Annotated in this window: 20 protein-coding genes, 3 tRNA genes and 1 pseudogene; 5 read left to right on the top strand and 19 right to left on the bottom strand. The window is 56.0% G+C overall.

Annotation, left to right across the window (positions count from 1 at the left end):
- Positions 1–268: 268 nt before the first annotated feature.
- Both LVJ78_RS01820 and dxs read right to left on the bottom strand, forming a co-directional pair.
- A complete protein-coding gene (locus LVJ78_RS01820) occupies positions 269–1,669 on the bottom strand; it encodes an L-serine ammonia-lyase (RefSeq protein ID WP_132954197.1) in 1,401 nt (466 codons plus the stop codon).
- Between the two features lie 107 nt (positions 1,670–1,776).
- Positions 1,777–3,663 carry a 1-deoxy-D-xylulose-5-phosphate synthase gene (gene dxs, locus LVJ78_RS01815; RefSeq protein WP_132954198.1) on the bottom strand — a complete coding sequence of 629 codons (1,887 nt, stop codon included), beginning with the start codon at positions 3,661–3,663 and terminating at the stop codon, positions 1,777–1,779.
- Between the two features lie 114 nt (positions 3,664–3,777).
- On the opposite strand from dxs, the gene LVJ78_RS01810 reads away from it, so the two are divergent.
- The gene (locus LVJ78_RS01810) at positions 3,778–4,284 is read left to right on the top strand and encodes an ACP-like domain-containing protein (RefSeq protein ID WP_132954199.1); all 507 of its coding nucleotides are present in this window, start codon (positions 3,778–3,780) and stop codon (positions 4,282–4,284) included.
- A 300-nt stretch (positions 4,285–4,584) separates the two neighbouring features.
- Here LVJ78_RS01810 and rlmH read toward each other — a convergent pair whose 3' ends face one another.
- The 9 genes from rlmH to speA all read right to left on the bottom strand — a co-directional run bounded on the left by rlmH (position 4,585) and on the right by speA (position 12,085).
- Positions 4,585–5,055, bottom strand: coding sequence for a 23S rRNA (pseudouridine(1915)-N(3))-methyltransferase RlmH (rlmH, locus tag LVJ78_RS01805; RefSeq protein ID WP_132954200.1), 471 nt, complete (start codon positions 5,053–5,055; stop codon positions 4,585–4,587).
- 162 nt (positions 5,056–5,217) lie between these two features.
- A complete protein-coding gene (gene rsfS / locus LVJ78_RS01800) occupies positions 5,218–5,616 on the bottom strand; it encodes a ribosome silencing factor (protein ID WP_132954201.1) in 399 nt (132 codons plus the stop codon).
- A 67-nt stretch (positions 5,617–5,683) separates the two neighbouring features.
- Positions 5,684–6,295 carry a nicotinate-nucleotide adenylyltransferase gene (gene nadD / locus LVJ78_RS01795; RefSeq protein WP_132954213.1) on the bottom strand — a complete coding sequence of 204 codons (612 nt, stop codon included), beginning with the start codon at positions 6,293–6,295 and terminating at the stop codon, positions 5,684–5,686.
- 30 nt (positions 6,296–6,325) lie between these two features.
- Positions 6,326–6,898 (bottom strand): beta-class carbonic anhydrase, encoded by a 573-nt coding sequence (locus tag LVJ78_RS01790; RefSeq protein WP_132954202.1) that lies wholly within the window; start codon positions 6,896–6,898, stop codon positions 6,326–6,328.
- A gap of 289 nt (positions 6,899–7,187) precedes the next feature.
- The gene (hpaC, locus tag LVJ78_RS01785; RefSeq protein ID WP_132954203.1) at positions 7,188–7,688 is read right to left on the bottom strand and encodes a 4-hydroxyphenylacetate 3-monooxygenase, reductase component; all 501 of its coding nucleotides are present in this window, start codon (positions 7,686–7,688) and stop codon (positions 7,188–7,190) included.
- Between the two features lie 8 nt (positions 7,689–7,696).
- Positions 7,697–8,134 carry a homoprotocatechuate degradation operon regulator HpaR gene (gene hpaR / locus LVJ78_RS01780; RefSeq protein ID WP_132954204.1) on the bottom strand — a complete coding sequence of 146 codons (438 nt, stop codon included), beginning with the start codon at positions 8,132–8,134 and terminating at the stop codon, positions 7,697–7,699.
- 245 nt (positions 8,135–8,379) lie between these two features.
- Positions 8,380–9,279, bottom strand: coding sequence for an NUDIX hydrolase (locus LVJ78_RS01775; protein ID WP_132954205.1), 900 nt, complete (start codon positions 9,277–9,279; stop codon positions 8,380–8,382).
- Between the two features lie 123 nt (positions 9,280–9,402).
- A complete protein-coding gene (locus LVJ78_RS01770; protein ID WP_132954206.1) occupies positions 9,403–10,152 on the bottom strand; it encodes a class I SAM-dependent methyltransferase in 750 nt (249 codons plus the stop codon).
- Between the two features lie 25 nt (positions 10,153–10,177).
- A complete protein-coding gene (gene speA / locus LVJ78_RS01765; protein WP_132954207.1) occupies positions 10,178–12,085 on the bottom strand; it encodes an arginine decarboxylase in 1,908 nt (635 codons plus the stop codon).
- A gap of 373 nt (positions 12,086–12,458) precedes the next feature.
- Between speA and LVJ78_RS01760 the strand changes: the two genes are divergently transcribed.
- Both LVJ78_RS01760 and LVJ78_RS01755 read left to right on the top strand, forming a co-directional pair.
- On the top strand, positions 12,459–13,223 hold the full coding sequence (locus LVJ78_RS01760) for an IS5 family transposase (protein ID WP_244802560.1): 765 nt from the start codon (positions 12,459–12,461) through the stop codon (positions 13,221–13,223).
- A gap of 126 nt (positions 13,224–13,349) precedes the next feature.
- Complete coding sequence (locus LVJ78_RS01755; RefSeq protein WP_132954950.1) at positions 13,350–14,138, top strand: crotonase/enoyl-CoA hydratase family protein; 789 nt, start codon at positions 13,350–13,352, stop codon at positions 14,136–14,138.
- Positions 14,139–14,333: 195 nt separating this feature from the next.
- On the opposite strand, the pseudogene LVJ78_RS01750 reads toward LVJ78_RS01755, so the two are convergent.
- The 7 genes and pseudogenes from LVJ78_RS01750 to LVJ78_RS01715 form a co-directional block, all read right to left on the bottom strand.
- A pseudogene (locus LVJ78_RS01750) lies at positions 14,334–15,170 on the bottom strand (IS256 family transposase, variant Zn-binding type); the annotation flags it as partial.
- A 318-nt stretch (positions 15,171–15,488) separates the two neighbouring features.
- Positions 15,489–16,346: a hypothetical protein gene (locus LVJ78_RS01740; protein WP_132954294.1), complete on the bottom strand. Its 858-nt coding sequence runs from the start codon at positions 16,344–16,346 to the stop codon at positions 15,489–15,491.
- Positions 16,343–18,091, bottom strand: a complete 1,749-nt coding sequence (locus LVJ78_RS01735; RefSeq protein WP_132954293.1) for a bifunctional biotin--[acetyl-CoA-carboxylase] ligase/type III pantothenate kinase — start codon at positions 18,089–18,091, stop codon at positions 16,343–16,345. Before LVJ78_RS01735 ends, LVJ78_RS01740 begins: the two co-directional genes overlap by 4 nt.
- Positions 18,088–18,591, bottom strand: coding sequence for an adenylyltransferase/cytidyltransferase family protein (locus LVJ78_RS01730; RefSeq protein ID WP_165870929.1), 504 nt, complete (start codon positions 18,589–18,591; stop codon positions 18,088–18,090). The genes LVJ78_RS01735 and LVJ78_RS01730 overlap by 4 nt, the downstream gene beginning before the upstream one ends.
- A gap of 191 nt (positions 18,592–18,782) precedes the next feature.
- Positions 18,783–18,858 (bottom strand) — tRNA-His (locus LVJ78_RS01725).
- A gap of 18 nt (positions 18,859–18,876) precedes the next feature.
- Positions 18,877–18,953, bottom strand: a tRNA-Arg gene (locus LVJ78_RS01720).
- 40 nt (positions 18,954–18,993) lie between these two features.
- Positions 18,994–19,071, bottom strand: a tRNA-Pro gene (locus LVJ78_RS01715).
- A 254-nt stretch (positions 19,072–19,325) separates the two neighbouring features.
- Here LVJ78_RS01715 and folD point away from each other — a divergent pair.
- Both folD and LVJ78_RS01705 read left to right on the top strand, forming a co-directional pair.
- The gene (gene folD, locus LVJ78_RS01710) at positions 19,326–20,183 is read left to right on the top strand and encodes a bifunctional methylenetetrahydrofolate dehydrogenase/methenyltetrahydrofolate cyclohydrolase FolD (protein WP_132954292.1); all 858 of its coding nucleotides are present in this window, start codon (positions 19,326–19,328) and stop codon (positions 20,181–20,183) included.
- 156 nt (positions 20,184–20,339) lie between these two features.
- Positions 20,340–20,903: a hypothetical protein gene (locus LVJ78_RS01705; protein ID WP_132954291.1), complete on the top strand. Its 564-nt coding sequence runs from the start codon at positions 20,340–20,342 to the stop codon at positions 20,901–20,903.
- Between the two features lie 232 nt (positions 20,904–21,135).
- Here the strand turns inward: LVJ78_RS01705 and LVJ78_RS01700 are convergent, their stop codons facing one another.
- On the bottom strand, positions 21,136–21,432 hold the full coding sequence (locus LVJ78_RS01700) for a hypothetical protein (RefSeq protein WP_132954290.1): 297 nt from the start codon (positions 21,430–21,432) through the stop codon (positions 21,136–21,138).
- Positions 21,433–21,454 lie beyond the last annotated feature (22 nt).

Below are 21,454 nucleotides of genomic sequence, written 5' to 3'. Positions count from 1 at the left end.
GGCCGTCTGAAAGCTTTTCAGACGGCCTTTTTCATTATCGGCACATGGGGTTTTATACCCATTCAAAAAAATAATATACAAACAGGCAGCCTGTAGGTCGGATTCTCGAATCCGACACTTGTTCGCAGAACAAGGCCGCACATCTCTTTGGCCGTTGGCCAAACGTCGGATTCAAGAATCCGACCTACGCGGATGATGTTGCCGAATTGCTTTTATTTTGTAAGGTTATTTTTGGATTGGTATTAATCCAACCGCGCCCATTACTGCATCAGCATTCCACCACCCGCACCGACACCGGCACCGCTTCTTGCTGCAAGGTGATTGCCAGCCCGGCCAGCGAGGTTTCTTTATAAGTGGCTTTCATGTCGCGGCCGGTTTGCAACATGGTTTGAATCACCATATCGAGCGACACTTTTTTATCGTGGCCGTCTTCCAGCAAGGCCAGCGCACCCAATTTGAGCGCTTTTTCCGCCGCAATACCGTTGCGCTCGATGCAGGGAATCTGCACTAGGCCGCCCACCGGGTCGCAAGTGAGGCCCAAATGGTGTTCCATCGCCATTTCGGCGGCATTTTCCACTTGCGCGGGCGTGCCGCCGATGGCTTCGGCATAAGCACCGGCCGCCATCGAACAGGCCACGCCCACTTCGCCCTGGCAACCCACATCGGCACCGGAAATCGAAGCATTGGTTTTATACAGAATGCCGATGGCGCCGGCGGTGAGCAGAAAATTTTCCACCCGCGCCTGCGTGGTATGCGGGTTGAACTTGCGGTAATAATGCAGCACCGCCGGAATAATGCCCGCCGCGCCATTGGTGGGTGCAGTCACCACGCGGCCGCCGGCGGCGTTTTCCTCGTTTACCGCCATGGCATACACCATCGGCCATAATTGCGTGTTAACAATTTCCGCCTCACGCAACACCCGCAGCTTAGCCGCCAATTGCGGCGCGCGCCGGCGCACATTCAGGCCGCCCGGCAACAGGCCGTCTGAACCCAGCCCGCGCTTGATGCAGGCTTCCATCGCCTCGGCCACCGCGGCCACGCGCGCGCGCACCTTATCTTCGCTCTCACCGCTCAAAGCCATTTCATTAGCCAGCACCACTTCGGCAATATTGAGCTGCTCGCGGCGGCATTGCGCCAACAATTCGGCGGCGCTGTGAAACGGATACGGCACTTCGGCCGCGGCCGCAGCTTCCTGCCCGAATGTTTCATCGGTTACGATAAAGCCGCCGCCCACCGAATAATATACTTGTGCACACAATTCGAGGCCGTCTGAAGCATAAGCGTGAAAACGCAAGCCGTTGGGGTGTTTGGGCAGGCTCTCGCCGCCGAGAATGTGCAAATCACGTTCCACATTAAAAGTGATGGTGCGCGCACCCAGCTGCAATTGCTGCCGTGCGCGGATGCGTGAGAGCCGCTCGGCAATGGCGGCCAAATCGATTTCTTCCGGCAAGCTGCCCTCCAGCCCGAGCAAGAGCGCATCAAAAGTGCCGTGGCCTTGGCCGGTGAGCGCCAACGAGCCGTAGATTTCAATCATAATGCGCTCGGTTTGCGCGATGAGCCCTTGCTGCGCCAAGCACTCTGCAAACGCAGCGGCAGCTTTCATCGGCCCCACCGTGTGCGAGCTGGACGGCCCCAGGCCGATTTTGAAAATATCGAATATACTGATCATAGTGCGTTTGCCGCCTGAAATATAAAGAATGCCTCACTATAGCAGGAAACAAAATAGCCGTCTGAAACGCTTTGCAGCTTTTCAGACGGCCTGTGTTTAATGGCTTGCTATGCCGCCAGCCAGCGCCGAATCTGCGCCAGCACGGTCTCGCTGCTCAAACCCAAATCGGCCATCAGCTGCTTGGGGTCGCCGTGTTCGGTGACCTGATCGGGCACGCCCAACACCAGCACGGGCTTGCAGATTTTGTGCTTCGCCAACACTTCCAACACCGCGCTGCCCGCGCCGCCTTGCACGGCATTCTCTTCAATAGTGACCAAATAATCGTGCTCAGCGGCCAATTCTACAATCAGGGCTTCATCAAGCGGTTTCACAAAGCGCATATCGGCCACGGTGGCATTCAATTCTTCGGCGGCGGCCAAGGCCGGCTGCACCATGCTGCCGAAAGCCAAAATGGCGGTTTGCCTGCCTTGCCTGCGCAACACGCCTTTGCCCACCGGCACGGTTTCGAGGCCGTCTGAAACTTTCGCCCCTTTGCCCGAGCCGCGCGGATAGCGTACAGCAGAAGGCGCATCGAGCTGATAGCAGGTGGAAAGCAGCAGGCGGCATTCCTGCTCATCGCTCGGCGCAGCCACCACCATATTGGGCAGGCAGCGCAAAAAGCTCAAATCATACACGCCCGCATGCGTGGGGCCGTCGGCGCCGACAATGCCGGCGCGATCCACGGCAAAGAGCACGGGCAGGTTTTGCAGCGCCACATCGTGCACCAATTGATCATAGCCGCGCTGCAAAAAAGTGGAATAAATCGCCACCACCGGCTTGGCGCCTTCGCAGGCCAAACCGCCGGCAAAAGTGACGGCGTGCTGCTCGGCAATGCCCACATCGAAATAGCGCTCGGGAAATTTCTGCTCGAATTCCACCAACCCGCTGCCCTCGCGCATGGCGGGCGTGATAGCCACCAGCCGCTCATCGGCGGCGGCTTGGTCGCACAGCCATTGGCCGAAAATCTGGGTGTAGGTGGGCTTGGGCGGCGGCACGGGTGCCACGGGCGCATCGCCTTCTTTGGCCAGCGTCGACACGGCATGGTATTTCACCGGATCGTTTTCAGCCAGCTTGTAGCCCTGCCCTTTTTTGGTGATCACATGCAAAAGCTGCGGGCCTTTTTTGCCGCGCAAATCTTGCAGCACTTCCACCAAGCGCTCGACATCGTGGCCGTCCACAGGCCCCGTGTAGTTGAAGCCGAAGTTTTCAAAAAGCGACAGCGATTGCTTGGCATGCTCGGCTTCGCTGGCGATGGTTTTGATTTTATTTTCCACTTTTTGCGCGATTTCAAGCGCACCGGGCAGAATATTGAGCACTTTTTCCGACTGCTGTTTGAAGCTGTGCAACACGCCGCGCATATCGCGCACGGCATTGGTGGCCAGATATTTGGGCAACGCGCCCACATTGGGGGAAATCGACATTTCGTTGTCGTTGAGTATTACCAGCAGGTTTACATCGGTGTCGCCGGCGCAATTGAGCGCTTCAAACGCCTGCCCCGCTGTCATCGCGCCATCGCCGATAATGGCCACGCTGCGGTGCTCGTTGCCCGCCAGCTTGTCGGCCACCGCCATGCCCAGCGCCGCGCCGATAGAAGTGGAAGAATGCCCCACGCCGAAAGCGTCGTATTCCGATTCGGCGCGTTTGGGAAAGCCCGCCAGGCCGCCATATTGGCGCATACTGCCCATGCGGCTCTTGCGGCCGGTGAGGATTTTATGCGGATAGCTCTGATGGCCCACATCCCACACCAATTTGTCTTGCGGCGTGTGATACACATAATGCAGCGCCACCGTGAGCTCCACCGCACCCAGATTGCTGGCGAAATGGCCGCCGGTTTTTCCCACCGATTCCAGCAGGAAAGCGCGCAGTTCTTCGGCCACTTGCGGCAGCTGGTTTCGGCTGAGGGCGCGCAAATCTTGCGGCAGGGTGATGGTGTCTAGCAGCGGTGTCGGGCTCATAATGCGGCTCTTTTTTATACTGAAACAAGGTGTAAGGCGCGATTATAGCAGAGATTGTTACGGCGCTTTTGTGTTATCCTGCAGGCGTTAACGATTTGCGATACAGGAATGCGGATGAACACCATCAAACTTTCCCTGCCGGCCGCCATTTTGCTGGCGCTGGCCGCCTGCGCGCCGGCGCAAAACGAAGCGCCGGCCGCTTCAGCACCCGCCGCTTCGGCTGCAAGCACCGTTGCCGCCGGCGATGCCGCCGCCTCCGGCCTCACCGATATTGCGCCGGCCGAACACCAAACTGTAATCAACGACGCCAAATGGCAGGATTACCGCTGCGACGGCGGCAAAACCCTGCAAGCGCGCTACCATGCCGGCGAAGCCACCGCCGTGGCACAAGTGAAAATCGATGGCCACACGCTCACGCTGCAATACGACGGCGTGCAAAGCAATGAAGACCTCACCGCGTTTAGCGGCGGCAGCTACAGCTGGGTAATCAGCAACCTGCACCGCGCCGATTTCTATAAAGAAGACAACGGCTTCCTGTTTCAACAAGAGCAGCAGAAAATCAATGGCGAGAGCCTGCCGGTGGATAATATTTTGGTGAAAAACTGCGCGCCGGCAAGCTGAGCAGCGTGCTTGGTTACATAAAGAAAAGGCCGTCTGAAAGATTTTTGCTTTCAGACGGCCTGGTTGCAAATGATAAACCCATTTCAAACCACTTGCATAAATATGCTTTATACCAATTCTAAAAAATAACCTTACAAAATAAAAACAGTTCGGCGGCATCATCCGCGTAGGTCGGATTCTTGAATCCGACATTTGACCAACGGCCAAAGCGATGTGCGTGCCTTGTTCTGCGAACAAGTGTCGGATTCGAGAATCCGACCTACAGGCTGCCTATTTGTATATTATTTTTTTGAATTGGTATTATTCGCGGTGATAAGGATGGTTATGCAAAATCGACACCGCGCGGTAAAGCTGCTCGGTGAGCAGCACGCGCACCATGCCGTGCGGCAGCGTGAGGCTGGAGAGCCGCATCATCAGGCGCGCCTGCTGCTTTAAATGCTCGGTCATGCCGTCGGCACCGCCGATGATAAAGCAAACGTGTTCGCCCTCTTGCTGCCAGCGTTGCAAATGGCCGGCCAGCTCCACCGAGGTGGGCGCTTTGCCGCGCTCATCAAGCACCACCAAAAAAGCGCCCGGCGGAATGGCTTCGAGCAGGCGCTTTTCTTCGGCGGCCATGCCTTGTACAGCATTCACACCGGCGCCGCGCTTTTCGGGCTTGATTTCTTTGAGCGCATAATGCACATCGCGGCCGAAGCGCTTGGCATATTCGGCCACGGCTTCATCCACCCAGCGCGGCATTTTGGTGCCCACAGCCAATACAGTAATGTTCATGGCATTTTTTTCAGACGGCCTTTTCTATGCCTTATCCCGACAAACCCTTATTGTGGCCGCATAATGCCGTTTGAAAAAGCGGCACAACGGCAAGTTCAAACAACCGGTTTGGCTTTTGAATAGACAGGCAGAAGCTTGGCAGCAAAGGCCGTCTGAAACCTTTTATGATTGCGAATCGGCGGCATGCCACGGTTTGGCGGCACCAGGGTGGAACGAAGGTTTCTCACCGCCCCACAGGGTGTCGATATCGTAATAATCGCGCACGGCGGGCAGCATCACATGCACCACTAAATCGCCGGCATCCACCAGCGCCCACTCGCCGCCCTCTTGGCCTTCGGTGCTCAAAATCTCGAAGCCGGCGGCTTTCAAATCCACGGCCACGTTGTTGACCAGCGCCCGCACTTGGCGCGTGCTGTCGCCGCTGGCGATAATCATGCGCGCAAACAGCGGCGTTTTCTCTTGCGTTTCGAGCACGGCGATGTCTTTGGCTTTTACGTCTTCCAAAGCGCTCACGGCGATTTCCAGCATTTTTTGCAAATCTTGCAGCTCTTGTTCGTTCATTCGGTTTCCTATTTTAAAAAGTTTCAGACGGCATTTTTAAAGAAAGGCATGAGGCCGTCTGAAAGGTTTAGCGGTAAAGATGGTTTTGCTCGATATAGCGCTCAACGCGGCGATCGACCAGGCCGGCCAGCGATTCGCCCAAGCGGGCGCGGCGGCGGATTTCGGTGGAGCTCACGTTGCACATCGGCGCATTTAAAAGCTTAAGGCTGCCCTGTTGCAGCGCTTCGCCCAACCAGCCGTGCAATTCGCGCGGCGCTTGGGCAAGGTTTTCACCTTCGCGGGCGGCCACGGCAATGTGGGTGTGGCGCACCAGCGTTTGCCATTTTTTCCATTTGTGCAGCTGCATCAGGCTGTCCATGCCCATCAGCCACCACAATTGCGCGGCGGGAAAATGCTGGCGGAAAATCTGCACGGTGTCAAAGGTATAGGTAGCGCCCTCGCGCACCACATCGCAATCGCTCACGGCAAAGCACGGCTCGTCGGCCACAGCCAGCTCGGCCATGTGCAGGCGCGCGCGCGCATCGGCACCGCCCGCGCTCGCTTCTTTATGGTAAGGGTCGCCGGCGGGCAGAAAAATCACGCTATCCAGCCCGATTTCATCGGCAAACGCACGCGCAATGTGCAGATGGCCGTTGTGGATGGGGTCGAAAGTGCCGCCGAAAAGTCCGATATTTTTCATCATTTTTAATACAGGCCGTCTGAAAAAAGTTTAAGCCGTGCTGCCGGTTTTGCCGTCCACCACCAAATTAAGCTTGCCGGTGGCCGGGTGAATCACCAAGCCGTGCACCGCCACATTATCGGGCATCAGCGGATGGCGGCGGATAATGCCCACGGTGTGGCGCACGCTGTCTTCCACATTATCGAAGCCGGTGAGCCAACCGTCGAGATCGATGCCGGCATGGCGCAAAGTGGCCACGCGGTCGTCGGGTATGCCCTGCTCGCGCGCCTTGCCCAGAAAAGCATCGGCATTCAGGCCGCGCATGCCGCAATCATAATGTGCCACCACCATGATTTCTTTTACCTTTAATTCCAGCACCGCCACCAGCAGGCTGCGCATTACCGAGCCCCACGGATGCGTGACCACCGCGCCGGCATTTTTAATCAACTTGGCATCGCCGTTTTTCAAGCCCAGCGCACGCGGCAGCAGCTCCACCATGCGCGCATCCATGCACGACAATATCGCCAGCTGCCGCTCGGGATATTTATTGCTGAAAAACTGGGCATATTCGCCTGATGCAACAAATTCCTGATTAAAATCGAGAACTTCTTCTAATATGCTCATGCATGTGTCCTGTGGATAAACGTTTATCAGCGCAAGCTGCGGCACTCGGCCGCTGAAAACCGCCCGGCTGCCCGAATGTGAGGTTTTGATATGGATGCGCGCCGAAGGTTGGCTATTATAACGGTTTCCTGCACCGGCTGCCGACAAAATGGCAAAGCCGCCCAAAGGCGGCTCGAAAGCATGTTGCAAGGCGGAAAATGCCGCAAAGCTGAGCACCTTCGAGCATGTTCAACGCAGCAGGCGCGTTTTTGAGTCAAAAGATTGCCACGAAATGGATTGTAAACAGCCTCTACGCTAATCCGTGAAAATGACGGCGGAAATACACCAAAGCCGGTGCGCGCTCGGCATCGTGCACTTTGATTTCACTGATTTCAACGTAAAACACGCAATGGGTGCCGATATCGTGTTGCGCCACGATGCGCCCGTGCATATGCGCCAGCGCACCTTCCACCTGCAATTGGCCACTGCCGCCGCGATGCCAGATATGGTATTCGAAGCGCTCTTCGGGCGAGAGCTGCGTGATGCCGGCAAAATGCTCGGCCACATCTTGCTGGCCGGCGGAGAGCACGTTGATGCACAAATCGCGGTTGGTTTGAAGTATCGGAATGATGGCGGCACTGCGGTTGATGCAGAGCATTACCGTGGGCGGCTCATCGGTAATCGACGACACCGCCGTCATGGTGATGCCGTAGCGGCCGGCGGCGCCATCGGTGGTGATCACATGCACGCCGGCGGCGCATGAGGCCATTGCGTGGCGGAAATCCTGTTTCAGCGGCGTGTTGTCAGTCATGAATCAGATCAGTCGATGTGCTGCCCGATGGCAGACAATTCACCCAGCAGGCTTTGCAGTTGCTTGAGTTTGTCTTTCGACAGCACCGATTCAATCACATCATAGCGCGCGTCCACTTGATCGCAAGTGGTGCGGTGCAGCTTTTCGCCCTCGCCGGTGAGCTTCAAATACACGCGGCGCTGGTCGTTGGAAGGCTTCAAGCGCACCACATAGCCCACTTTTTCCAAGCGGGTGAGAATGCCGGTGAGGCTGGGGCGCAGAATGCAGGCCTGATTGGCTAAATCTTGAAAATCAAGCGTGCCGTTTTCGGCCAGCAGGCGGATGATGCGCCATTGCTGGTCGGTGATGCCTGCATTGTTCAAAATCGGACGAAATTGGGCCATCAATGCTTCGCGGGCCTGAATCAGGCTGATATTAATGGATGCATGTTTGGATTGCGCGGTCATAATAAAACGCCAGCCTTTCTGGTAGCAAGTGACGAAGCGAAGCAAAAATCTCTGTTTTTATGTTTATATATGAATCTTATTCTAAAACAAGAAAAACCACAATGTAAAGGCAAAAAATTGTTTTTATGCCTGCTTAGAAGCCTGTCTCATTCAAATTCATTCAAGATGACAGACAAAAGCCGGCCGGCCGCTGCCGGCTGAGGGGAAATAAGCCGCTTTTTTTGCCGCATACGGCCAAAGCGTATTCAATCATCTTCAAACAAACCCATGCGCGCCAGCCATTGCGCCAGCTCGTGTTGCGGGTCGAGCAGGCTGTAGCGGCCGAAGGCATCGAGCGTGGCCAGCAAGGCATCGTTCATCAAACGGCCTTCTGCCATCGCTTTGGCCAATTCAGCCACGGAGAGCAGCATAAATTCGGCCACTTCGCCATCTTGGTTTTGCGGCTGCACGCCCTCGGGCAACACCACATCGAAAATGTGCAATTCCTCGCGGTGCAGCCCGCGCGACACCGGCCGCAGGCTTAAGCAGCGGCGGCCGGCACGGGCGTGTTGCAGCTGCGCCGCACTCAATCCCGCTTCTTCTTCGCCTTCGCGCAACATGGCCGTTTGCACGCACTCGCCGCTGCTGATGCCGCCGCCCACCAAATTATCGAGCTTGTTGGGGTCTACTGCTTTATAAGGGCTGCGCCGGCCGATCCAAAAGCGCCATTCGCCGTCGCAACACGCCAGCCCGTTGATGTGTATGGCGCGGCTCAGCAGCCCGAGCGGGCGGAAGGCGGCGCGTTCCAATGCAAATAAAGCCTGCCCTTTTTCATCGCGCACATCGAATTTTTCATTGCGCCAGCCGCCGAGCAGCCCCAGCTTGTGCCAAGTGGCGGCCATGTGTTGCAAGGCATCAGCCATTTCGAGCCAGCTTCCCGCATCAAGCGCCAGCGCCGCTTCGCTGTGTTGTTGGTGCAAAGGCCAATCTTGACGCACTTGTGCTGCCCATTTTGCATCAAGCCGCCCCAAGGGCATGCCATTGAGCAGCAGGCGCTGCCAGCCCTCGCTCGGGCAGGCAAATTGGCGCTGCACCCATTGCCATAAAGCATCTTGTTCGGCGCGACTGAGCGCTTGCGTGAAAACGGGAATATCGGAGCGGGTCATGTTGATTGCCGGTAAAAATTAAAAGAAGCGGCAATTGTAGCAAATTCCGTACTATTTACCGCCACTTAAATCAAAGGCCGTCTGAAAAACTGTTTTTTCAGACGGCCTGCAAAGAAAATCGGTTTACAACACCGGCGCATCCGGCAAATACACATCAAAACGGGTGCTTTTGCCGGCATATTGATAAGCTGGCTCGGCTTGTGCCAAAAAATCGCCCAAACGCGGCCGCTTCACCACCACGCGTTTTTTGGCCACGGCACGGGCGGCGGTCAAAAGCGCGGCCTCATCTTGCGCCGCGCCCACAAGGCCGTGGAAATAAGCCATTTCTTTTTTCACCGCCGCCGCTTTTTTGCGCTCGGGATACATCGGGTCGAGATACACCACATCCGGCCGCCCCTGCGCAGCGGCCAATGCCGGCATCAGCGCGCAGGTGTCGCCGTGGTGCAGCGTGATGCGTGCGGCGATTTCGGCGGTTTCTTCATCGGCGGCGGCGCGGCGCAGGCCGTCGGCCAGCAAGCAGGCCACGGCGGGATGCTGTTCAAACACGTTCACCGCCAACCCCAACGAAGCGAGCACAAAAGCATCGCGCCCCAAGCCGCCGGTGCCGTCCCACACTCGCGGTGCGGCGCTGTGGTTAACCGCCTTGCCCAGCAATTCGCCGCCGCCTTTGGTGCGCCGATATTGCGCGGCGCCGCCGGCAAAATCCACCTGCACGCGCCCTTTTTCGCCCGCACGGCACAAGGCAATGCCCTCGGCATCGGCCAGCAGATATTCGCCTGCCAGCGGCGGCGCATTGAGCCGGCTCAGGCCGAAGCGTTCGGCCAATTCATGCACCGGCGCAGCGGCTACGGCGGCAAAATAAATCCCGGCCATGTTTCAGACGGCCTTATCGGCAGGCTTATTCATGCTCATGTGCTTCCAGGCTCAAATACGAGCTTTGCTTGAGGCCGCGGCAGAATTCGGCAAAATAAAGGTTGTGTTCGGCCTTGCCAAGCCGGGCCCAACGCGATTTTTCTTCAAATTTATTGAGCACTTCTTCGGGCGATAAGTGCACATAGCGCAGCATGTCTTCAATGGTGTCGTGCTCTTCCATGCCGCCGTATTCCACACGCCCGTCGTCGCGCACATACACATTCACCGAATCGGTGTCGCCGAAAAGGTTGTGCATGTCGCCCAAAATCTCCTGATACGCGCCCACCATAAACACGCCCAAAAGGTAAGGCTCGCCTGCGCGCGGCTCGTGAATCGGCATGCTGGTTTCGATGCTTTGCTGGTCCACATATTGGCGCACTTTGCCGTCTGAATCGCAGGTGAGATCTTGCAGCACGGCGCGGCGGCCGGGCTTTTCGTTCAGGCGGTGTATCGGCATAATCGGCAGCACTTGGCCGATGGCCCAGGTGTCGGGCAGGCTTTGAAACACGGAAAAATTGCAGAAATATTTATCGGCCAATTTATCGGTGAGCGCGTCAAACACCTGTCGCTGCGAGCGCTGGCCGGCTTGCAGCTGGCTTTTCAGGCGGTGGCAGAGCACGGCGTGCAGCTGCTCGGCCAGCGCTTTTTCACGCAGCGACACTTTGCCCTCGAGATAGAGGCCGATCACTTCGGTGAGGTAATGGCCGATGCGGTAATAGGTTTCGGTCACCATTTCACGATCATCGGCATCGTGCAGCTTGGCAATCAGCTTTTGGGTGGCAAACGACAAATCTTCTTCGTCGGTGATTTCAGGCACTTGATCGGGCAGACGCTCGACATCGGTTACATTCATCACCAGCACGGCATGATGCGCCGTCATGGCGCGGCCGGATTCCGAGAAAATACCCGGATGCGGCACATTGTGTTCATTGCAATATTCGGCCAGCATCGACACAATCACATGTGAATATTCGCCGATATCGTAATTAATCGAGCTTTCATTGCGCGAGTGGGTGCCGTCGTAATCCACGCCCAAGCCGCCGCCCACGTCTACATATTCAATCGGCAGCCCCAATTCGCGCAGCTCGGCAAAATAGCGCACCGCCTCTTTAAAGCCCAAACGGTAATCGGAAATATTGGAAATTTGCGAGCCCATGTGAAAATGCATCAGCTTCACCGTGTCGGCCAAGCCTGCGGCGGTGAGCTTTTCGGCGGCTGAAATCAGCTGCGCGGCGGAAAGGCCGAATTTGCCTTTGTCGCCGCCGGTGTCGGCCCACTTGCTCGAAGCGAGCGAAGAGAGGCGCACGCGCAGGCCGATATTGGCTTTCACGCCCAGATTGGCCGATTCTTCAATCACCAAATCCACTTCCGATTCTTTTTCAATCACGATAAACACTTGGTGCCCCAAGCGCTGCCCCATCAGGGCGAGGCGGATGAATTCGCGGTCTTTATAGCCGTTGCACACAATGGTGCCGCCTTTGGGCGCAAACGCCAGCACAATCATCAATTCCGGCTTGGAGCCGGCTTCCAGCCCGATGGAAACCTCATCGTTTTTCGGCACGATGATGTTTTTCACCACCGATTCCTGCTGGTTGACCTTAATCGGGTAAATCGCCGTGTAGCGCCCCTGATAATCGTTTTTGCGGATAGAGCGGTTAAACGCGGCGCACAAACGCGCCACACGGTCTTGCAGAATATCGGGAAAGCGAAACAGCATCGGCAGATCTTGGCCGCGCTCGTTCAACTCGGCCACGAGCCCGTATAAATCCACAGTTACCTCGCTGTTGTCGTTGGGTTTCACCACAACATGACCGTCGTCGCTCACAGAAAAATAGCGGTCGCCCCAATGGCGGATACCGTATAAAGCTGCACTGTCGGTAGCAGACCAAGACATTTCTTTACCCTCGAAAATGGTGTTGTCAAATGAAGCGCATCATAACATATCGCGTTTGTGCGCACGGAATAATCCGGCCGCCGGCGCACAAAAGCCCTTTCAGACGGCCTGGGCATTTCTTAGGGTCTGTTCACAATTCATCCGCGAGTAAGATTTTGAGCGCAAAAGCGTGGCTGCAAGGCGAAAAGCACAGCAAGGTTGAACACCTTGCGAGCATTTTCAACGCAGCAGGCGCGTTTTTGAGCCAAAAGATTGCCGCGTGATGAAATGTGAACAGACCCTAGGGTCTGTTCACAATTACTTGTCATAACATTGAATAAAAAGGAAAGCAGGTGTAAAAAGGGAGCTCTCACACAACCCTAATACACCTGCCATGCCCCGCACACTACTCAAAGATGAATACTGGACGAAGCTGTTGCCCATTCTGCGTGATTTGGGTGTTTATTGCAAACCCAATCTACGCCTGATTTTCGAAGGCATCCTATACAGAGTCAGAACCGGCATCCCTTGGCGCGATCTGCCCGAGTATTTCGGCAAACACCATACCGTTTACACGGCTTATAACCGTTGGTCGGCAAAAGGTATTTTTGCCGAAGCCTTAAAAAAGCTCAGCCAAGACTGTGATTTGGAATGGGTAGCCATAGATGGCAGCTATGTTCGGGCGCATCAACATTCAGCCGGCGCCTCATGGCTCAGCGAAGAAGAGGAACACGCAATCGGTATGAGCCGGGGCGGGATGACCAGCAAGATTCATCTGGCGGTAGACGTCTCAGGCAATCCGGTTGAGATTATCATTACTGCGGGCAATATCAACGATATCAGCGTTGCGCCGGAATTGCTTGATAACATCGATCTTGCCGGAACTGAGCTTGTGAATGCGGATAAGGGCTATGATTCAGACCGACTCAGGGAACAGATAGAGGAAAGTGGCGCGAAAGCCAATATTCCCTATAGAAAAGACAGGGAAGAGAAAAATAAAGACATGGACTGGTATCTTTATAAAATCAGGCACTTGGTGGAGAATACTTTTTGTCGTCTGAAACATTTCCGAGCGATTGCCAGCCGCTACGATAAGCTAAAGCGCAACTTCCACAGCACGGTTTTATTGGGATGCATTGTGATGTGGCTACCTTTATGACAAGTAATTGTGAACAGACCCTAGGATTAGTGTATACACTCTTTTGCCGGCATTGAACAAAAAAAACAGAAGCGCTAACCTTATCCCACAAACGAAACGAAGAAGAATAAAACAAGGAGAATCAAAATGAACACCCTGAGTATCGAACGGCGCGGCGGCACCGCCATTGTGCAGCTGACGCGCCCCGACAAGAAAAACGCCATGAGCTTTGAGATGATGCGCGAGCTCGTGCAGGCAGCGCGGCAGCTCAAGCAAGACCGAAGCCTGCGCGCCGTGGTGTTGCAAGGCAGCGGCCACACTTTTTGCGCCGGCATCGACTTGGCCGATCTGAAAAACCCGGCCAACCGCCAAACCGTATTGTGGGAGCTGGCCAAACCCTGTCGCAGCCTGTTTCAAAACGCCGCACTGGCCTGGCGCGACCTGCCCGTGCCGGTGATTGCCGCCGTGGAAGGCCACTGCCTCGGCGCCGGCCTGCAATTGGCGCTGGCCGCCGATTACTGCATCGCCACACCCGAGAGCCATTGGGCCATACGCGAAGCGCATTGGGGCATTGTGCCCGACATGGGCATCAGCGTGAGCGCGCGCGGGCGCATCCGCAGCGATATTTTGGCCGACCTCACCTACAGCGCCCGCCTGTTTGACGGCCAAACCGCCATCGCCCACGGCTTCGCCGCCCGCTTGGATGCCGCCCCGCCCAATGCCGCGCTGGCGCTGGCCGAAGAATGGGCGGAGCATTCGCCCGATGCGCTTTTGGGCAGCAAACGCATCGTCAACACACTCTATGGCTGCGAATGGCTGCCGTTGATGCGCGAAAAAATCTGGCAACTCAAGCTTTTGGCCGGCAAAAACCAACCGCTGGCGGTGCGCAAAGACAGCAAACCGGAAACCGAATTCAAACCGCGCCAATATCGTTGACATATAAAAACAAGGCCGTCTGAAAGGTTTTCAGACGGCCTTGTTTTTTGGATTTCAAGTGCAATGTGGGCGTAAGGGACAAAAAAGGTGCTCTTTTGAAGAAACATCTTCCTAAGGGACATTTTAGGTGCTGTTAAGGTTTTTCCGAGAAAAATAATCCTTAATAAACCTTATCTTATTCTCTTTTCTCATGCCCTAGTGACAGCGCAGTTTCTGCTTCATATCCCCAAAACGGCCTTCCAGAAAATTGGTGGTTTTGGGAATGTCCAATTCAGCAAACCGCTCAAAGGCAAACAGATAATCCAAGTTCCGTTTCAGGCTGTTGTAGGCACTGCGAAGCCTCTTGTGCGTGTAGTGTGACTTGCCTGTTTCCGGATGAATGCTACGCTCATTCAAGAAGCTTTTATGTTGTTCAAACCAGTCGTTCAATGCGCTTTCAAACTGGTGCCGGCTGCTGCTTTTCAGGGTAAGCACGAGCTCGCGCAAGTCTTGCGCCGCTACCGTTTTCGGCTTTCGGGTCAGGTAGCGGTTCACCGTTTTGACCTGATGGAAGTGGCACAGCTGCACGGGAATATCGGCAAACATCTGCATCAACCCTTTTTTGCCATCACAGGTAATACTTTGTATATTTATGCCTTTTTCCCTTATTTTGCAGACGGCCTCAAAATATAATGCGTTGGTTTCAGATTTGACTTCATCAACAGACAAAGCCTGCCCACTGATGCCGTCATGCAAAACCATGACGCCGAAACGCCTGCCGAAATAGGTGGTGTCCATAATCAGGTTAACGGTTTGCGGTGTTGCAAATTCATGTTTGGTGACTACTTTGCCCAAATGGCGGCTGATGGTTTTACGGCTGCAATGGAAGTGCTCTGCGAGCTGCCCGACCGTCTGCTTGCCCCTTGAGTAGCGCTGCCATAATTCGTCAGGATTGAGACGCGAACCGCCGCTAAAACGCTTGTCACAAACGTGACATTTATAACGCTGCCGATTATTTTGTTTACCATCTTTTTTGACTTTATTTGAGTGGCAAAAAGGGCATTTTTTGTATTCAAAACCTTTGAATCCTTGAAATCCTTATAGCGTAAGACTTTCAGCAATTTTTAGCACCTTTTTTGTCCCTTATGCCGCAATGTGGCAATGGCTGATTGACTTTAACCGGCATTATTTGGGGGCTGGGCTTTTTTACAAATCAAACAGGCCGTCTGAAACTTTAAAGTTTCAGACGGCCTGTTTGATTTTATAACGGCATTTCCATTGCGCCATTCATACGCTTATAACCGTCACGCGCTTGCTGCATCCGGCGCTAAAACACAATCGGCAGCCGGGGTTGCATGGTTTGCGCACCGATTATTTGCACTCGGTGCGGTTCAGCTTGCCATAGCCGCCCACCACGGCTTGAATGCCTTTGGCGGCTTTGTCGTCCACCGACATAAACAACACCTGCATCCGCGACACGCCCAAGCTGTTGTCGGCAGGTGCGGCTTTGGCGCTCTCTTGCTGCTCGGCCACATACGCGCCGCTGAAGCCGGCTGTGGCCAAGCGCGACACCAGCACTTGCGCGGCCGATTTGCTGCCCACCACGCCCACGCTGATTTCGCCCTGATGCAAAGTGCCGCCAAAGCCTTTATCCGACAACTCACCCAGCTGTGCCATGGCATCGCCGCCGCTCGGCAATAGCACGCGGTAGCTTTTGCTTGCCGCGGCAGGCTTGGCGGGCGCGCTGCGGCGCTGCTCCACGGTGCGGGTGGCCGCATGCGGCCATTGGGCAAGCAGGCCTTTGATGCGGTGATAATCGTCTTCATCCAGCGTGATGCTGGCTGTGGGGCGGCATTGCGCCGGCGGCGAAGGTGCATCTTGCTGCGCTTTTTCCTGCGCCAGCTGCTCGCGACGGGCTTTTTCTTCGCGCGCTTTGCGCTCTTTTTCTTTGTTTTCCTGCTCGCGGGCGCGCTCGGCTGCTTCATCGACAACCGCCACGGCAGAGGCCGGCATTTCATCCGCACCATGCACCCAGCCGGGCGCTGAAGCCGCACCGGCGGCAACGCTCGGGCGCTGCACCGATGAGGGCAGCCCCAATTCCTGCGTGCCAGATGCCATCGGCACGGCGGGCGCAAGCGCTTCCTTTTGGCGCTCGGCCACACGTCCGGCCACCATGCCCGCAAACACAATAATATTCAGCGCCACTAAAAAGGCAAAGAGCCATTTCATCGTTTTTCTACCCAGTTGAGTAAACCGTAAATCACGAGATTATCAACAATTTTCACGGTATTGTCCAAAGTAAATGCTGATGGCAAGGCCTGCGCCACTTTCGCCGCGCCGCCGCCGGTGAGCACCACATCCACCTGCCGCCCTGCACCCGCCTTTTCCTGCAAACGCGCATGCATCAGCAAAATCGAGCCGCACACCGCATCCATCATGCCGCTGGCCAGCGCATTAGCGGTGGTGGTGGGAAAAGGATACACGCGCCCGATCGGGCGGTTGAGGTTGGCGGTTTTCTGCGCCATCGCCTCTTTCATCAAGTGAAAGCCGGGCATAATGGTGCCGCCCAGATAGTGATTGTCTTCAGTGAGCGCATCAATGGTCACCGCCGTGCCGCAGCTCACCACCACGCAGGCATGGCTGCTGAAACGGCGCGCGCCCAAGGCATTAAACCAGCGGTCGGCACCATGCTCGGCCGGGTTGCGGTAGTGGTTGCGTATGCCCAAGCCTTGCGGCATGGAGGCCAACCACTCAATCGGCTGCGGCAATTGCGCCGCCACCAAGGCTTTTTTGGCTTCGCCGCACACGGCGCTGCCGATGATTCGGCTGATGCCGTCTGAACGCGCACGCCATTCTTCACCCAATTTGCCCAAATCGCGATAAGGCGCACGGCCGATTTCACCGATTTGGCCGCCGTGCACCCATGCCCATTTGAGCTGGCTGTTGCCGCCATCTAAGAGCAAATAACCCTCGGGCGCATTCGGTGCTGGCGCGGCTGCTTCGGGCAGGCGTAGGCTGATTTCGCCACTCACCACGATGCGCTCGCCTTCTTCGGTGAGCAACCTCAAAGCACCCACTTCGGTGACGCCGGCCACCACGCCTTCGTGCACGGTTTGCCCGTGCTGCAACAAGCGCACCGGCCGGCCCTGATCGCGGTTGGCCGCCTGATAGTCTGCCAACATGGGCGCAAAACCTTGCGTGTCAAACACGGGCAGCAAGGCCGCCAACTCGGCCAGCAAGGCATCGAGCAAGGCTTCGGCGCTCACGCCGGCTTTGCGCTCAGCCGACAGCGCCGCCTGCACCGAAGCGGCCTGCGCCACTTCTTTGGGCAGCACAAAATTGATGCCGATGCCGATCACCGCCACGCTGCGGCCGCCGCTGCGCACGGTTTCAATCAAAATGCCGCCCAATTTATCCGCGCCCATCACCAAATCATTCGGCCACTTGATTTGCGCCTGCACGCCCAGCTTGTGCAAAGCCTGCCGGCAGGCAAGCGCCGCCACCAATGCCAGCGCGCCCAATTCGTGCTGCGCCCGCTCAAAAGCCCAGCCCAAGCTAAACATCAGGCATTCGCCCAAGCGGTTTTGCCAGCTTTTGCCCTGCCGCCCGCGGCCGCGGCTTTGCTGGTGCGCCACCACCAGCGCACGGTGGGCGGCTTGCGGCGATTGTTTGGCCTTTTCCAGCACGCAATCGTTGCTGGAGGGGCATTCATTCAACAAGGCCGTCTGAAAGCCGTGCGCGGCGGCGATTTGTTGCACCCGCACTTCATCAAACACCGCCAAAGGCCGCACCAGCCGCCATTGGCCGTCGTGTTGGCGCAAAAGGCCGCGGATGTGCGGCGGCATCTGCTGCCACAAGCCGTTGATTTGCTGCGGCTTCAGGCCGAGCATCTTGCTCAGGGCAAACACATGCTGCGGCGCGCCGTCGGCCAGCGCGGCCAAAAGCTGCCAATGGCGCGGCTGCAAGGCGCTCATTTTTTGCCTTCTGCCGCGCGGATTTTCGCCAGCGTTTGCGTGGTGGACGTTTGGTGCAAAAACGGAATGGAATACACCTGGCCGCCGCGTGCCAGCGTTTCGGCAGCGCCCACGATATTTTGCGGCGCCCAATCGCCGCCTTTCACCAAAATATCGGGCTGCACCGCTTCAATCAGCACGGCGGGCGTGTCGCTGTCAAACCAGGTAACGATGTCCACACTCGCCAGCGCAGCGGCCACGGCGGCGCGGTTGGCGAGCGGATTAATCGGCCGATCATCCCCTTTGCCTTGGCGGCGCACGGAAGCATCGGTGTTGAGCGCCAAAATCATGGCCGCGCCGGTGGCGCGCGCCTGCGCCAGATAGGTAACATGGCCGCGGTGCAGAATATCGAAGCAGCCATTGGTAAACACCAGCGGGCGCGGCAAAGCGGCCAAGCGCTCGGGCAGGTTTTCGGGCGGGCAGATTTTGTGTTCGAAATCGGGCAGCGGCCAAGATTGCATGATAAAAGCTTTCAAATAAAGGGCATGGCGGCATGATACCGAAGGGCGGGTGTTTATACAATTGAGGCCGTCTGAATTCAGACGGCCTCGGGCAAGCTTATCATTTTATGTTGCTTTTTATGCTTTATAAATACCCATGAAAGGCAAACGGGAAAAAAAGCCCGCTTCGATTGAAGCGGGCTTTTCAATATTGGGGTGGCTAATGGGGCTCGAACCCACGACAACCGGAATCACAATCCGGGGCTCTACCAACTGAGCTATAGCCACCGCAAAATAAACTTTATTTGGCACGCCCGACAGGAATCGAACCTGTAACCGCCCGCTTAGAAGGCGGGTGCTCTATCCGGTTGAGCTACGGGCGCTCTACCTTGTGTCGGACTGAATCTGCCGGAGTGTTAAACCTGGTCGGGGCGGTGGGATTCGAACTCACGACCCCCTGTTCCCAAAACAGGTGCGCTAACCAGGCTGCGCTACGCCCCGACGAGAGAAGCGAACTATACCGAGGCGGCGCAAAAAGGTCAAGCCCTCTTTTATCAGCAAACCATATCAATCCGATTATTTTATTGTTTTATATCGACATTATTATCACACACCGGCTTTTATGCTTTCAGACGGCCTTGTTTTTTGGCGCAGATTGTGTGCAAAACAGATGAAAAAGCCGCCGAAAAATGCGACAATACCGCGGCTTCGCCATCCACTTTTTCCACCCGACTGCCAAGGAAGAACATTCTCATATGAGCGCCCAATTAATCAACGGTAAAGAAGTTTCCCAGCAACGTTTGGCCCAGGTGGCCGAAAAAGTGGCTGCGCGCCAAGCCGCCGGCCTGCGCACGCCTTGTTTGGCGGTGGTGCTGGTGGGTGAAGACCCGGCCAGCGCCGTTTATGTGCGCAACAAAAAGCTGGCCTGCGAAAAAGTGGGCTTCAAATCGCTCTCCTATGAATTGGGCGCCGACACCTCGGAAGCCGAGCTGCTCGCGCTGGTGGATCAATTAAATGCCGACCCGGAAGTGGACGGCATTTTGGTGCAGCTGCCACTGCCCCAACAAATCGACAGCCAAGCCGTGCTCGAGCGCATTTTGCCGCATAAAGATGTGGACGGCTTCCACCCTTACAACGTCGGCCGTTTGGTGGTAAAAATGCCGCTGATGCGCCCCTGCACACCCAAAGGCGTGATGACGCTCTTGGAAGCCTACGGCGTGAATGTGGAGGGCAAAAAAGCGGTGGTGGTGGGCGCATCGAATATTGTCGGCCGCCCGCAAATGCTCGAATTGCTGCTGGCGCGCGCCACGGTAACCATTTGCCACAGCAAAACGCAAAACCTGGCCGCCGAAGTGGCCGCCGCCGATATCGTGGTGGCCGGCGTGGGCATTCCGAATTTTGTGAAAGGCGAATGGATCAAGCCCGGCGCGGTAGTGATTGATGTGGGCATCAACCGGCTCGACAACGGCAAACTGTGCGGCGATGTGGAATTCGATATCGCCAAAGAGCGCGCCGCCATGATCACGCCCGTGCCCGGCGGCGTGGGGCCGATGACGATTGCCACGCTGCTGGAAAACACTTTGCAGGCGGCGCAATTGCACGATCAGGCTTGATGCCCGGCTTAAAAACAACAATCTGAACGTTTCATGCATTGAGGCCGTCTGAAACACTTTTCAAAAGTGTTTCAGACGGCCTCAATGATTTCCGCTACAATACGCGTTTTCGCCGGCACCGCCGCTTTTTTCACAATTATTTTTGGTATCCGACTGATGCTGTATCAATTTTTACGCGACATGCTCGATGTGTTGCGCCTGCGTTATAAAGCCCCCGACGACTACCGCTACACCACGCCGGTGATTTTGGCGGTGCTGCTGCTGATTGGCCTGGTGAACGCGGCCAGCATGTCGCCGCTGTTTGGCAAGAGCGCCGGTGCGGTGGCTTTTGCGGTGGCGCTCACCTTTATCAAATGGCTGATACTCGGCCGCGTGATGCGCGGAGTGCTGCAATATTACGGTGCACCGCGCCTGCCATTGTGGGGCTTTGTGCTGGTGAGCGAAGCCTTGATTATTCCGGCGCTGGCCATGCTTTATGCACCGGTGCTGGCGCTGCTCGGGCTTTTTTGGCAGATGTGGACTTTTTGGGTGCAGGCCATCGGCTTTATGAAAATGAGCGGGCAGTCGATGTGGAAAGTGTTGCTGGGCTATGCAGCTTATCTGGTGGTGCTGATGCTGGCCGGCTCGCTTTTGATGATGCTGTTCGGCGCGATGGGCTGGCTCGATCTGCAAAGCATCAGCGAGCAGGTAAACGGCATGATGAATGCGCCGCAACCTTGATGGTTTGAACGAAAGGCCGTAGGTCGGATTCTTGAATCCGACACTTGTTCGTAGAACAAGACACGCACATCGCTTTGGCCGATGGCCAAACGTCGGATTCGAGAATCCGACCTACGCGGTTGGTGCTATCGAACTGCTTTTATTTTGTAAGATTATTTTTTTGAATTGGTATTACAATAAAATAAGGCCGTCTGAAAGCACAAAAAAGCTTTCAGACGGCCTGTTTGTTTACTCAGCCTTTATGCAGTGTGCGCACGCGCTTTTGCACGATAATCGACCACACAAACAAAAAATTGAGCTGCACCAGCAAAATAATGCTCACGCTTTGCAGCACATCCAAAAACGACCAACCCGCCACCAGCGGGCGGCTCAGCAGCAAAACGTATTTATCGCCGAGGTGATAGAGCGCATAGAGCCACAGCGACCATGTAATCACCATAATCAGCCAGCTTTTGATGCTGATTTTGTAGTTGCGGTGGCGGGCTTTGTCGATCACCATCAAATCGCGTAATTCTCGGGCTTGATCCATCGTGTTTCCTTTCTGTGTCGAA

This window comes from Uruburuella suis (assembly GCF_022870845.1).
Classification (GTDB): domain Bacteria; phylum Pseudomonadota; class Gammaproteobacteria; order Burkholderiales; family Neisseriaceae; genus Neisseria; species Neisseria suis.
The sequence above is the reverse complement of the archived record's forward strand: the minus strand, read 5'-3'. Positions and strand labels throughout refer to the sequence as shown.